At 71.8% G+C, this 11,677-nt stretch carries 15 protein-coding genes; 8 read left to right on the top strand and 7 right to left on the bottom strand.

All coding sequences use genetic code 11. The features are described 5' to 3' along the window. Window positions 1-216 precede the first annotated feature (216 nt). The 6 genes from ETD86_RS31015 to ETD86_RS30990 all read right to left on the bottom strand — a co-directional run bounded on the left by ETD86_RS31015 (window position 217) and on the right by ETD86_RS30990 (window position 4,398). Window positions 217-1,206, bottom strand: a complete 990-nt coding sequence (locus ETD86_RS31015) for a slipin family protein (RefSeq protein WP_138670061.1) — start codon at window positions 1,204-1,206, stop codon at window positions 217-219. A gap of 36 nt (window positions 1,207-1,242) precedes the next feature. Continuing rightward, window positions 1,243-1,599: an STAS domain-containing protein gene (locus tag ETD86_RS31010; protein ID WP_138670059.1), complete on the bottom strand. Its 357-nt coding sequence runs from the start codon at window positions 1,597-1,599 to the stop codon at window positions 1,243-1,245. Then, a complete protein-coding gene (locus ETD86_RS31005) occupies window positions 1,600-2,043 on the bottom strand; it encodes an ATP-binding protein (RefSeq protein ID WP_138670057.1) in 444 nt (147 codons plus the stop codon). 287 nt (window positions 2,044-2,330) lie between these two features. Further along, window positions 2,331-2,531 (bottom strand): ferredoxin, encoded by a 201-nt coding sequence (locus tag ETD86_RS31000; protein ID WP_138670055.1) that lies wholly within the window; start codon window positions 2,529-2,531, stop codon window positions 2,331-2,333. Next, complete coding sequence (locus ETD86_RS30995; protein WP_138670053.1) at window positions 2,528-3,184, bottom strand: TetR/AcrR family transcriptional regulator; 657 nt, start codon at window positions 3,182-3,184, stop codon at window positions 2,528-2,530. The genes ETD86_RS31000 and ETD86_RS30995 overlap by 4 nt, the downstream gene beginning before the upstream one ends. A gap of 2 nt (window positions 3,185-3,186) precedes the next feature. Beyond that, window positions 3,187-4,398 (bottom strand): cytochrome P450, encoded by a 1,212-nt coding sequence (locus tag ETD86_RS30990; RefSeq protein WP_138670051.1) that lies wholly within the window; start codon window positions 4,396-4,398, stop codon window positions 3,187-3,189. Window positions 4,399-4,601: 203 nt separating this feature from the next. On the opposite strand from ETD86_RS30990, the gene ETD86_RS30985 reads away from it, so the two are divergent. The 5 genes from ETD86_RS30985 (at window position 4,602) to ETD86_RS30970 (ending at window position 9,220) form a co-directional block, all read left to right on the top strand. Then, entirely contained in the window at window positions 4,602-5,159 is a 558-nt protein-coding gene (locus tag ETD86_RS30985; protein ID WP_138670049.1) for a TetR/AcrR family transcriptional regulator, read from the top strand. 19 nt (window positions 5,160-5,178) lie between these two features. Beyond that, window positions 5,179-5,307, top strand: a complete 129-nt coding sequence (locus ETD86_RS59300; protein ID WP_281286987.1) for a hypothetical protein — start codon at window positions 5,179-5,181, stop codon at window positions 5,305-5,307. Further along, on the top strand, window positions 5,304-5,960 hold the full coding sequence (locus ETD86_RS30980; RefSeq protein ID WP_342779321.1) for a DsbA family oxidoreductase: 657 nt from the start codon (window positions 5,304-5,306) through the stop codon (window positions 5,958-5,960). The genes ETD86_RS59300 and ETD86_RS30980 overlap by 4 nt, the downstream gene beginning before the upstream one ends. Before the next feature lie 393 nt (window positions 5,961-6,353). After that, window positions 6,354-7,739, top strand: a complete 1,386-nt coding sequence (locus ETD86_RS30975) for a diaminobutyrate--2-oxoglutarate transaminase (protein WP_138670048.1) — start codon at window positions 6,354-6,356, stop codon at window positions 7,737-7,739. Further along, on the top strand, window positions 7,736-9,220 hold the full coding sequence (locus ETD86_RS30970) for a pyridoxal phosphate-dependent decarboxylase family protein (protein ID WP_138670046.1): 1,485 nt from the start codon (window positions 7,736-7,738) through the stop codon (window positions 9,218-9,220). Before ETD86_RS30975 ends, ETD86_RS30970 begins: the two co-directional genes overlap by 4 nt. Window positions 9,221-9,268: 48 nt before the next feature. On the opposite strand, the gene ETD86_RS30965 is transcribed toward ETD86_RS30970, so the two are convergent. Further along, complete coding sequence (locus ETD86_RS30965; protein WP_170223366.1) at window positions 9,269-10,315, bottom strand: type 2 periplasmic-binding domain-containing protein; 1,047 nt, start codon at window positions 10,313-10,315, stop codon at window positions 9,269-9,271. A 382-nt stretch (window positions 10,316-10,697) separates the two neighbouring features. On the opposite strand from ETD86_RS30965, the gene ETD86_RS55565 reads away from it, so the two are divergent. From ETD86_RS55565 to ETD86_RS59295, 3 genes are all read left to right on the top strand, one after another. Next, complete coding sequence (locus tag ETD86_RS55565) at window positions 10,698-10,871, top strand: hypothetical protein (protein ID WP_170223365.1); 174 nt, start codon at window positions 10,698-10,700, stop codon at window positions 10,869-10,871. Between the two features lie 89 nt (window positions 10,872-10,960). Further along, window positions 10,961-11,461: a MarR family winged helix-turn-helix transcriptional regulator gene (locus tag ETD86_RS30960; RefSeq protein ID WP_170223364.1), complete on the top strand. Its 501-nt coding sequence runs from the start codon at window positions 10,961-10,963 to the stop codon at window positions 11,459-11,461. Further along, on the top strand, window positions 11,452-11,574 hold the full coding sequence (locus ETD86_RS59295; RefSeq protein ID WP_281286985.1) for a hypothetical protein: 123 nt from the start codon (window positions 11,452-11,454) through the stop codon (window positions 11,572-11,574). Before ETD86_RS30960 ends, ETD86_RS59295 begins: the two co-directional genes overlap by 10 nt. Window positions 11,575-11,677: the final 103 nt, after the last annotated feature.

The raw sequence follows: 11,677 nt of genomic DNA, 5'->3' as shown, positions 1-11,677 counted from the left end.
CGTGGAAGGCGGGCGGCGGGGGCACGCCGCGTGCGGCTACGGATCCGTGATCAACGACACTGCGCGCTGGCGACGTGGCCGAAGTCCACGTGGGGGCGCCTGGTCAGGAGGAGGCCCTGTCTCATGCCCACGACGCTAAGCCGCGTTCTCCAATAAGTCAATATTACCTACTGGTTTTTAGGGAAATACCCTGAGCGGGCCAAGGCCGCCGCGGGCCTAAGCGTCGTCGGCGGGGCGCGCCGGGGCGAGTCCCGCGGGTTTCTCGCGGGGCGCGGTCGAGGACGGCTCGGCGACGCCGTGCTCCGTGAGCGCGGGCTGCTCCCCCTCGGCGACATCGTGCTCCGTGAGGGCGGGTTGCCGGCCCTTCGGCTGGACCCGCTCGGCGTCGGCCGCGGCGGGCGCCATGGTGGGCCCAGTGGTGGCCGCCTGCGGCTCTGCCGGCGGCGTGCCGTGCTGCGACGCCCGGTCGAAGAAGCGCAGCAGCTCGACCGGCAGCGGCATGATCAGAGTGGAGTTCTTCTCGGCCGCGACCTCCACCACGGTCTGCAGCAGCCGTAGCTGCAGCGCGCCGGGCGTCTGCGACATGATGCCCGAGGCGTCGGCGAGCTTACGCGCGGCCAGCAGTTCGCCGTCCGCGACGATCACGCGGGACCGGCGCTCCCGTTCGGCCTCGGCCTGCCGGGCGATGGAGCGTTTCATGGTCTCGGGCAGCTGGACGTCCTTGATCTCCACTCGGTCGATGTGGATGCCCCAGCCGAGCGCGGGGCTGTCGATCATCAGCGCGAGGCCCTTGTTCAGCTCCTCGCGGTTGGTCAGCAGATCGTCCAGCTCGCTCTTGCCGATGATGGACCGCAGCGACGTCTGCGCCACCTGCTCGACGGCGAACTCGTAGTTCTGCACCTCGATGGCGGCCCGCATAGGGTCCTGGACCCTGAAGTAGGCGACCGCGTCGACCCGCACGGAGACGTTGTCCCTCGTGATGCCCTCCTGCGTGGGGACGGGCATCGTGACGATCTGGACGTTGACCTTCCGCATGGCGTCCACGACGGGGATGAGGAATCTGATGCCCGGCTGCCGGATCTGCGGCTGCGCCCTGCCGAAGCGGAAGACGACGCCGCGCTCGACCTGATTGACCACCCTCACCCCGGTGACCGCCAGCAGGACGAGCAAGAAGGCGATGACTCCGAGCACGATGTTGATGTCCATGGCCGTGTCCCTTCCCTTACGAGCCTAATCCCGAATTCAGCTGGTACGGGTGGCCAGAACGGTGGCGATGGCGTGCTCTGTCGTGACGTACGTGGGCAGGCGGACGTCCACCCCGGTGACGTGCAGCAGGCGGGCGGGCGAGCCCTGCGCGGCGGCCAGGTGCACGTCGGCGTCGTCGTCGGCGCAGGTGCGGGCGCAGGACAGCAGGACGTGCAGGCCGGAGCTGTCCAGGAACGTCAGCTCGGCCAGGTCGAAGATCACATGGTCGCGGGGGCGGCGGATACGTTCGACGTAGTCCGCGAGCTCGGCGCTGTTGGTCTTGTCGACCTCACCGGCGATGGCGATCACGCTCATGCCGGGAAGATGCTGATGCGTCAGGGATAAGGGAGCCATTCAGTGGGCCGGCTGCCTTTCCCGGCCCGCACGCCCCAGGTGCCGGACGCTCGTCGCGGGATCGTGGTTCATGTGCAGGCTCAGCAGCGAACCGAGGCCGGTCTGCTCGAGGCTGACTCCGTCACAGAGCCTCTGGATCACCCACAGGCCGAACCCGTGCGCGCCGGTCGGGTCGACCCGCGCGCCGCCCAGGTGGCCCGCCGACAGCCGGCCGGCGAAGTCGAGGATCTCCACGATGATCCCGTCCTGGGTGCCGCGCGCGGTGACCGATCCGGCCGCTCCCCCGTGGTCGAGTACGTTGGTGACCGCCTCGTTGACGGCGAGCACCAGGTGGTCAAGCCGCTCACCGGTCAGCCCGGCGTACCTGCCGCAGACGCGTACCAGATCGCGGATGAAGGCTAGATCGGCGCTGACGGGACAGCGCAGCTCGAACTGCACGCTCATGATTCGTCTCGCCCACCGGGTCGGGGATGGAAGGTGCGGGCCCTGTTCCTCTTTCCCGGAGACCGGTCGCCAAACGAGGTCCCACTGGTTCGCAAGACCACCTGGTCATACTTCCCGCATGCACGTCGAGACCATGATCGACGTCGACGCGGATCCAGGTGGATCTGGCAGGCCATGGCGGACGTCGCCCGCCGGCCCGCGTTCATGCCCACGGTGACCAGCCCCGCCAGGCACGTCCGCACGGAGGCGGAGAGCATCGAGCGGCGCTGCGATGGTGAGCCTTGAGGTCAGGCGCCTTCGCTCAGCTCGATGGCGGCCGCGGGGCAGACCGCCGCCGCTTCGCGGACCGTCGCGTGCACGTGCTCGGGCGGCTCGGCGTCCAGCAGGATGACGATCCCGTCGTCCTCGCGCTGGTCGAACACCTCCGGCGCGAGCAGCACGCACTGGCCCGCGCCGCAGCACTTGTCCTCGTCCACCCTGACCTTCATGATGCTTCCTCTCTGGTGGGGATCGTGGCGGGCGCCAGCCACAGCCCGGCGATCGCGTCGATCATCCCGGTCGCGGCGTCATGCCAGCTGGGGCGGGGGGTGGGGGCGTCGTCGGCGAGAGCGCGCTCGCGTTCCGCGCACATGTGCACGATCACCTGTCGTGCCATGTCGTCGCGCTCGGCCCGGATCTCGGGCGGCAGCTCGGGCCGGCACCTGTTCAGGCCGTCGACGATCCGCATCATCGTGGGCGACGTGTACGCCTCCTCGAGCACGATGCCGCGCAACGCCGGATCGGTCATCACCTGGGCGCTGAACCGGGCGTACCAGGTGGGGTTGCCCATGTCGGCCAGATGCTCGGTGAGGGGCCGCACCAGGCAGGCCACCCAGTCGCGGACGTCGGCCGAGTCGCCGGCCTCCGCCACCATCCGCTGCTGGAGCCGCTCGATCGGCGCGGCGTGCCTGCGGACGATGGCGCGGACCAGGTCGGTCTTCGTGCCGAAGTGGTAGCCGACGGCGGTGTTGTTGCCCTGCCCGGCGGCCTCGCTGACCTGCCGGTTGGACACGGCGAACACGCCGCGCTCGGCGAACAGCCGCTCAGCGGCCGTCAGGAGCTGCTCGCGGGTCGCGTGGACCCGCTCCGCCCGTACGGCCATCGTCACCACCGCACAGGGACTTCGCTCAGCCCGCCGACGACCAGCCCGTCCACCCGCCGCAACTCCTGGGCCGGGACGGCCAGGTCCAGGGTGGGCAGCTTGCGCAGCAGCACCTCCAGCACGACCTGCAGCTCGGTACGGGCCAGCGCCTGGCCCATGCACGAGTGCGCGCCTGAGCCGAAGGCCAGGTGCGGGTTCGGGCTGCGGCCCAGGTCCATCTCGTCGGCGCCGTCGAAGACACTCTCGTCCCGGTTGGCCGCGGCCATGCTGCACACCACCGTCGTGCCGCGAGGCAGCACGGTCCCGGCGACCTCGGCCTCCTCGGGGATGTAGCGGGGCAGGCCGAAGCCCGAGTTGGCGTCGAACCGCAGCGCCTCCTCCACCGCCGGGCGCACCAGCGACGGGTCGGCCAGCAGCCGCTCCCACCTGCTGCGGTCGGCCAGCAGCATGGAGATCATCTTGCCGATCATGTTGGCGGTGGTCTCGTGCCCGGCCACCAGCAGCCCCATCCCGGTGGCGATCAGCTCGGCGTCGGTCAGCCCGCCCTCATCCGCGCTCTTGGCCAGCTCGCTGAGCAGGTCCTCGCCGGGCTCGGCCCGCTTGGCGGCCACGTGGGCGGCCATGTACTGCACGAACTCGCCCAGCGCGGCGTCCATGTCCGCCTGCGTGTAGCGGGTGAGGTTGAGCAGCGTGTCCGACCAGTACGCGAACCTGTCCCGATCGGCCGCGGGCACCCCGAGCAGGTCGCAGATCACGTACACCGGCAGCGGGAAGCCCAGGCTCGCCTTCAGGTCCGCCGGCTGCCCCCGCTCGACCATGTCGTCGATGAGCTGCTCGGCCATCGCCTCGATGCCGGGCCGCAGCGCCGCCATCCGCTTGGCCGTGAACCACCGGCCGACCAGGCGCCGCCACCGCAGGTGGCCCTCCCCCGAATCGGGGATCACCGACGCCATCTCGCTGCTGAACACGCCCGTGTCGCTGTCCGAGATCCGGGCAGCGTCGTCGGCGGTCAGCTGCCGGGTGAAGCGCGGGTCGGCCAGGACCTGCTTGACGTCCTCGTAGCGGGTGAGCAGCGTCGCCTCGTCGCCGCTGGGCAGCGTCACCCGGGCCACCGGGCACTCCTGCCGGAGCTTCGCCCACTCGGCGGGCGGCTCCAGCGGCGCGTCTGGGGTCATCGGGTAGTGCAAGACCCGCTCGACTTCGGCATGGCTCATCACGGCCTCCTTGGGAGCTGACGCATCGGTTCCCCGCCAGTTAACCGGCCCCGTCAGCCTTAAGTCAATTGACTGAATTAAATTTCGGGCAAACATCCGGTACGGAGCGCCAGGGCCACCAGCGCGGCGTCACCGGAGGGCGGACCTTGTAACAGGACACCGTCCCTTTAACAAGAGGCCGGTGTCCTGTTAAGCTCGCACGCATGGGTGACAGCGGGAACGCGGCCGAGCCGGCGTTCGAGCGCGCCAGACGACCGGAGCACAAGCAGCATCGGCGTGCGGCGATCCTCGCCGTGGCGCGCGAACTGGCCACCGAGTCAGGCGTGCGCGAGGTCAGCCTGCGCAAGGTGGCGGCGGAGGTGGGCCTGGCGAAGTCCAATGTCGTCCGCTACTTCAGCACCCGGGAGGAGATCTTCCTCGAGCTGATCGTGGAGGGCTGGCGGGACTGGGCGGACGACGTGCTCGCCCGCCTCCGGGCCGGCGACGACGCGATCGACGCGCTGAGCGAGCCGCTCGCCGCCCGCCCGCTCTTCTGCGACCTGCTCAGCCAGCTCGGGGCCGCCCTGGAACACAACCTCTCCGTCCCCGCGGCCCTGAACTTCAAGCTCGCGATCCTGGACATCACCAGCGAGCTCGGCACGGCGATCATCCAGGCACGTCCGGACCTGACCCAGGACGAAGCCGAGGAACTCGTGGCGAGGGCGACCGGCTGCGCCGGCATGTACTACACCGCCGCCGGTCTGCCCACCTTGCGCACCTGAACAAGTGATTGGAGTCATCATGACCACTCTTCCCGACCCCGTTGAGCCTGCTCCCGACGACAGCCTGGATCCGGCACCGGTAAGCCCCTTGGTCACCTTGGGCGAGAACACCGCACCCGTGTGCGCGGACGGAGTGTGCGCCCTGTGAGCTCGCTGCGCATCGACATCTGGTCCGACGTCGTCTGCCCCTGGTGCTACATCGGCAAGCGGCGCCTGGAGTCGGCACTCGCCCGTTTCGAGCACGCCGACGAGGTGGACGTGCACTGGCACAGCTTCCAGCTCGACCCCTCCCACCCCAAGGGGCACCGCGAACCCGTCTTCGACACCCTCGCCAAGAAGGTCGGCGCCCCGCCCGCGCAGGTACGGCAGATGACCGGGCAGGTCACCGAGCTCGCCGCCGCGGAAGGCCTGACGTACGCGCTCGACAGGGCCATATCGGTCAACACGATCGACGCCCACCGGGTCAGCCACCTGGCGGCGAAACACGGTCTCGGCGGGCAGATGCACGAGCGGTTGCTCGGCGCTCACCTGGGTGAGGGCGAGATCGTCGACGACCCCGACACCCTGGTCCGCCTCGCCGCCGAGGTCGGCGTGCCCGAGGACGAGACCCGGAAGGTCCTGGCCAGCGACGCGTACGCGGACGCCGTGCAGGCCGACATCCGTGAGGCACGCGGCCTCGGCATCACCGGTGTGCCGTTCTTCGTGCTCAACCGGGCCTACGGCGTGTCCGGCGCGCAGCCGGCCGACACCTTCCTGTCCGCCCTGCGCACCGCCCGCGCGGGGGCCGTCACGACAGGCTGAATCGCCGGATCCGACAGTGTGGTTCGACAGTGGGCCGCGACCGACATGGTCGCGGCCCATCCGCCTGTCCGGTGGAGGTGCTCCCCCGCACCATTGCCGATCGCCTCCTCGACCTGGCACCGTCCGGCACGGTCAAGGCCGACTCCGTCCCCGGCCCGCCGCCGGGGACCCGGCGGTGACGGTCGCCGGCGAGCTCTGTACACCGGAGACACGCTGCTGCGCGACGTCCGCGTGCGCGCCGGGGACCTGGTCGTCTTTCCCGACGCGGGTTCCTATGCTCGGAATTCGCCATGCACTCCGTTCTCGGTCACCCGATCGCCGAACGGCATCCGCTCTGAGCTCTGCCGGCCCGCCGGGCCGAACCGTCGTCCGCCTCTGACTTCCGGAGCATGAATGACTCTGCATCCGACCGACCTCGACCCCGCCCTCCGCATCGGCGACGTGCTCCGGCGGCAACGCGACCGGGAGTCCTCGGCGCGGACCTATGCCCGTTCGTTCCCGGTCGTCCCGGTACGTGCGCACGGTATGACGATCGAGGGCGCCGACGGCCGCCACTACCTGGACTGCCTGTCCGGCGCGGGCACGCTCGCGCTCGGCCACAACCACCCGGTGGTGATCGAGGCCATCAGGCGCACCGTGGACAGCGGGGCCCCGCTGCACGTGCTCGACCTGGCCACGCCGGAGAAGGACGAGTTCACCGAGGCGCTGTTCGCCACCCTTCCACCCGCCTTCGCCGATCGTGCGCGGGTGCACTTCTGCGGGCCGGCGGGAACCGACGCGGTGGAGGCGGCGCTGAAGCTCATGCAGACCGCCACCGGACGGCGTGGGCTGCTCGCCTTCACCGGCGCCTACCACGGCATGACCGCCGGCGCCCTGGCCGCCACGGGCAACGTCGCGGTCAAGGAGCCGGTGGCCGGGATCGCCGCGGACGTGACCCGGCTGCCGTACCCGTACTCCTACCGCTGCCCGTTCGGCGTCGGCGGGCAGTGGGGCGCGGAGTTGTCGGCGACGTACACCGAGCGGCTGCTCGACGACCCCTCCGGCGGCGTGGTGCCGCCGGCCGCGATGATCCTGGAGGCGGTGCAGGGCGAGGGCGGCGCGGTGCCCGCCCCCGACTCCTGGCTGCGTCAGATGCGGCGGATCACCGCCGAGCGCGGCATCCCGCTGATCGTGGACGAGGTGCAGACCGGCGTGGGCCGGACCGGCGCGTTCTGGGCGGTGGAGCACAGCGGGGTGATGCCCGACGCGATGGTGATGTCCAAAGCCATCGGCGGCAGCCTGCCCCTGGCCGTGGTGGTCTACCACGAGGACTACGACGGCTGGCGGCCCGGCGCGCACACCGGCACGTTCCGCGGCAACACCCTGGCGATGGCGGCCGGGACCGCGACCCTGCGGTACGTCGCCCGCGAAGGGCTGGCCGAGCGGGCCGCCGCGGTCGGCGCCCGGATGACGGCCCGGCTCGACGGGCTGCGCGGCGAGTTTCCGGCGATCGGGGACGTCCGGGGGCGCGGTCTGATGATCGGTGTCGAGCTGGTCGATCCCGAGGGCGAGCCCGACTCGTGCGGCGCCCACCCGCCGGCGCCGCGGATGGCGGGCGAGGTCCGCTCCGCGTGCGTGGAGCGTGGCCTCATCGTGGAGCTGGGCGGCCGTCACGACTCCACCGTCCGCCTGCTGCCGCCGCTGATCATCACGGACGAGCAGGTGGAGACCGTCCTGGACCGGCTGGCCGACTCGATCGCCGAGGTGACGGCTCGCCGGCTCACGGAGCGGCGGGCATGACCGCCGCCGTCGCACCCCCGCTGTCCGGCGGCGTCTCCGGCGCCGCCGCCCTGAAGCCGCTGGTGCGCACCGTGCTCGAAGCCCTGGCCGAGGGCGCCGCACGCCGCGACGGCCCGATCCCCGCCGGCCCGCCCCAGGAGCTCTTCGCCCTGGTCGCCCGGGCTCTCGCCGAACCGGCCGGTAACGGACTCGACGACGATGCCCTGCGGCGGCTGACCGCGCTGGTGGCCGCCGGCAGCGCGGACCCGTCCGACCCGGCCTGCGCGGCGCACCTGCACTGCCCGCCGCTGGCCGTGGCCGTGGCCGCCGATCTGGCGATCTCGGCGCTCAATCCGTCGCAGGACTCCTGGGACCAGGCCCCCGCGACCACCGCCCTGGAGACGCTGGTGCTGGACCAGGTGGCCGAGCTGGTGGGATACCCGTCCACGGCGGCCGGGGTGTTCACCTCCGGCGGCACCGAGTCCAACCTCATGGGCCTGATGCTGGCCAGGGACCGGGTGCTGGGCCGCGCGACCGGGCGCAGGATCGAGCGCGACGGCCTGCCGGCGGGCCCGCGGGCGAGGATCTTCGCCTCCGCCGCCGCCCACTTCTCGGTACGGCGTGCCGCCGCCCTGCTGGGCCTGGGCGAGGACACGGTCGTGACCGTCCCCGTGGACCGCGACCTGCGCATGGAACCGGACGAGCTGGCGGTCGCGCTGCGCGAGTGCGTCCGGCGGGGCGAGCTGCCCATGGCCGTGGTCGCCACGGCCGGCACCACCGACACCGGGGCGATCGACCCCCTCAACGCGTGCGCGGACCTGGCCGCAGAACACGGCGCCTGGACACACGTGGACGCCGCCTACGGGGGTGGCGCGCTGCTCTCCGACCGGCTGGCCCCGCTGCTGGCCGGCCTGGAACGCGCCGACTCGGTGTCACTGGACTGGCACAAGCTGGGCTGGCAGCCCGTCGCAGCGGGCGTCTTCCTGGTACGGAAGGCCGAGACGTACGCGTCGCTGGCCCGCCGCGCCGCCTACCTGAACCCGGCCGACGACGAGGACGCCGGCTACTCCAGCCTGCTGGGGCTCTCCCTGCGCACCACCCGCCGCCCCGACGCTTTCAAGATCGCCGTCACGCTCGCCGCCCTGGGCCGTGAAGGTCTGGGCCGGCTCGTCGACGCCTGCCACGACCTGGCCTGCGCCGGGGCGGCGGCGGTGCGTGCCCATCCCCGGCTGGAGCTGCACGGCGACCCCGTGCTGACGGCGTTCCTGTTCCGGTATCTGCCCGCGGATGCCGCCCTGGCGGACCGGGTGAACGCCGGGCTGCGGCGCCGCCTGCTCCGTGAGGGACACGCCGTCGTCGGCCGTACCGAGCTTCCTGGGGAGGGGCCGGGCCGGGTCCGGCTCAAGCTCACGCTGCTCAACCCGCACACGACGGCCACCGAGGTGGAGCAGCTCGTCCACCTGGTCGCCGGCGCGGGCGCGGCCGAGGAGGCGGCTCTGTGAACCCCACGCCTCCCGGCCCGGATCCGCCCTTCACGGCCGCGAGGCTGCTCAGTCCTTCGAGCGGGCCGGGCAGGCGGGGGCCGGCTCCGCCGGTGTGCTGTCGCGGAGCACGCGAATGCGGGCAAGGAGGTCCCGGGTCCGACGGTCCTCCTCCAGCCAGGTGTAGACCGGGGCCAACGCGGCGCGTAGCTCCCGCACCCGCTCGGGGCCGGCGATCACCAGCTTCATCGCATCGCGCCCGCACAGGACGCCGATCGCCTGCTGTTCGAAGGACCTGATGAACTCGATGCTCTTCGGCAGCGCCGCCACGGCGGCTCGGCGCAGCAGGTCGCGCTGGTCCGGGGTCAGGGCGTTGCTGCCCGCGAGGATCGTGAGCGGGCGCGGCCACAGGCTGACGTCCGCGGTCAGCGATCGCAGGGCCCCGTCGTACTGGTTGCCCCGCACGGCGGCGATCTGCAGTTCCACTCCGTCGAAGCGGTCCACCGGCGCGCCCTCGAACGCGTAGGGCACCGCCGCGGCCCCCAGGGCGGCCAGGCTGCGGGCCGCCACCTCCCCTGCGGAGATCGCGATCCCCGCGCCCTTGTAGTCGGCCGGGCCGAGGAACCGCCGTTCCACGCCGGCGGGCTTGCGCAGCGGGCCGGGGAGGATGCCGATCCCCTCCAGCCCCAGCGCGGCGGGTCCCTCGAGCATCCGCGAGGTCAGCTCGGCGTCGCCCAGGACGGCCCGCTCCAGGGCGAGGTCCCTGATCTCCAACGGCGCGAGCAGCGCGTCGAAGGAGCGCACCCCGAGCCCGTGCCAGACCCGGGCTCCGACGACGCCCAGCGTGTGCGTGCCGGCGCGCACCTCCCGTACGAGGTCGGCCTCCGACTCCGGGTCGTTCGCGTGCCAGCGGTGTGTGGCCTCGATCCGCACCGTCCCGCCCGACAGCCGGTCGACCTGGGCGACGAAGTCCTCCACCTCCGCGGCGTCCCGAATGCTCACCATGGTGAGCACCACCGGCTCGGGCGTGCCTGTGCCGTCTGCCTTGCCGGCCGGACCGCATCCCGTCAGCACGAGCAGCGCACAGGCCAGCGCGACCGTCTTTCTCCGCAGCATGACCGATCTCCCTCCGGGCCGTCGGCTCCGGCCGCGACGAGGGTAGGCGCCGGTCGTACCTCGCCGCATCGGGGCTACCACTGATCCTCCCCTCCCGGCCTACGGGCGCGCACGTACCCGGGCCGCCTGCGGGCCCTCCGCCACGCTCACCCCTGCGCTGGGCTCCGCGGACCGCGCACCCGACACCGCGTCAGCTGAGCAGCTCGATGACGGGCGCCATCGCGCGCATGCCTCCTTCCAGCGTCGCGGGCCAGCAGGGTGGGATGGTGGTAGCCGGCGTCGAGCGCGCACGTGCCGACACGTGGCCGCGCGGTGTGCTCGGCGGCGAGCATCAGCGCCGGGGAACGGCGCCGGCCTGCCGAGGTGGTCGATCACCGCGATCGTGCCGAAGCCGATGCTCTCGGCCATGCGGCACTGCTCGATCCAGTCGCGGCGGTTGGCGGCGGCGCTCGACACCACGCCGAAGCGGAAGGGTTTCATCACCTTCACGGCCGTTCCGCGGCCAGGCACCGGGCGGCACACCGATGCCTTCCCCACGAGGAGCCCTGGCGCCTGACCTCACCGGGCGAGGCCGCGGGTCGGTGAGAACCCCGTACTCGTTCCTGAACACAACAGTATTTATATAAGAACTGTTATAATGTGCTCATGGCCGATCCCGCTGCACTCGATCCCACTCAGGAAAGCCTCTGGCGGCCTCTGCGGATTCTGCAGGCCGCGATGGACGCGGACATCGCCCGGATCTATACCGGCAAGCGCATCAAGGGACTCAAGCCGAGCTTCGTGATGGAGCTGCTCCGGCTCCATGCCTGTGGGCCGATGACCATCACCGAGCTGGCCGAGTCGGTCGGCCGGACGCATTCGGCACTCAGCCAGAAGGTGGCCGCGATGCGCGCGGCCGGCTGGGTCCAGACGATCCCGGGCGACGACGCGCGTAGCAAGAAGGTGACGCTCACCGGCAACGCCCGCGACATCGCCGGCCGCCTGGCGGCGGAGTGGCGGGCCACGGAGGCCGCCATCGCCGAGATCGAGGCCGAGATCCCGTACCCGCTCAGCCGGGTTGTCGTCGACATCGAGCAGGCTCTCGCGCGCAAGAGCTTCCACGACCGCATCGCCGAGAAGCTGGCGGAGGACCCCGCGTGGGAGTGAGGCGCGCGCTGCTCGACGCCACCGCGGGCGGGCTGCCCCGCCCCGGCCTGTCCTTGGCGTCGCGGTTGCGGGATTTCGCCCAGACGCCGATCGCGATCATCACGACGAAGTAGCCGCAGATCGCTGGCCGGTCGAGAAACCCGTGAGATCTCCCAGGTTGGGGGGTCTGGAGCGGTTGGGGTCAGGAGGCGGTGCGGGTCAGGGAATGGGGAGCGG

The organism is Nonomuraea turkmeniaca (assembly GCF_005889735.1).
GTDB classification, from domain to species: Bacteria; Actinomycetota; Actinomycetes; order Streptosporangiales; family Streptosporangiaceae; genus Nonomuraea; species Nonomuraea turkmeniaca.
The sequence above is the reverse complement of the archived record's forward strand: the minus strand, read 5'-3'. Positions and strand labels throughout refer to the sequence as shown.

Bases quoted from the DNA above. Each gene is read 5' to 3' on its own strand.
- ETD86_RS31015 (WP_138670061.1), bottom strand. From the start codon at position 1,206: ATGGACATCAACATCGTGCTCGGAGTCATCGCCTTCTTGCTCGTCCTG.
- ETD86_RS31010 (WP_138670059.1), bottom strand. From the start codon at position 1,599: ATGGCTCCCTTATCCCTGACGCATCAGCATCTTCCCGGCATGAGCGTG.
- ETD86_RS31005 (WP_138670057.1), bottom strand. From the start codon at position 2,043: ATGAGCGTGCAGTTCGAGCTGCGCTGTCCCGTCAGCGCCGATCTAGCC.
- ETD86_RS31000 (WP_138670055.1), bottom strand. From the start codon at position 2,531: ATGAAGGTCAGGGTGGACGAGGACAAGTGCTGCGGCGCGGGCCAGTGC.
- ETD86_RS30995 (WP_138670053.1), bottom strand. From the start codon at position 3,184: ATGGCCGTACGGGCGGAGCGGGTCCACGCGACCCGCGAGCAGCTCCTG.
- ETD86_RS30990 (WP_138670051.1), bottom strand. From the start codon at position 4,398: ATGAGCCATGCCGAAGTCGAGCGGGTCTTGCACTACCCGATGACCCCA.
- ETD86_RS30985 (WP_138670049.1), top strand. From the start codon at position 4,602: ATGGGTGACAGCGGGAACGCGGCCGAGCCGGCGTTCGAGCGCGCCAGA.
- ETD86_RS59300 (WP_281286987.1), top strand. From the start codon at position 5,179: ATGACCACTCTTCCCGACCCCGTTGAGCCTGCTCCCGACGACAGCCTG.
- ETD86_RS30975 (WP_138670048.1), top strand. From the start codon at position 6,354: ATGACTCTGCATCCGACCGACCTCGACCCCGCCCTCCGCATCGGCGAC.
- ETD86_RS30970 (WP_138670046.1), top strand. From the start codon at position 7,736: ATGACCGCCGCCGTCGCACCCCCGCTGTCCGGCGGCGTCTCCGGCGCC.
- ETD86_RS30965 (WP_170223366.1), bottom strand. From the start codon at position 10,315: ATGCTGCGGAGAAAGACGGTCGCGCTGGCCTGTGCGCTGCTCGTGCTG.
- ETD86_RS30960 (WP_170223364.1), top strand. From the start codon at position 10,961: ATGGCCGATCCCGCTGCACTCGATCCCACTCAGGAAAGCCTCTGGCGG.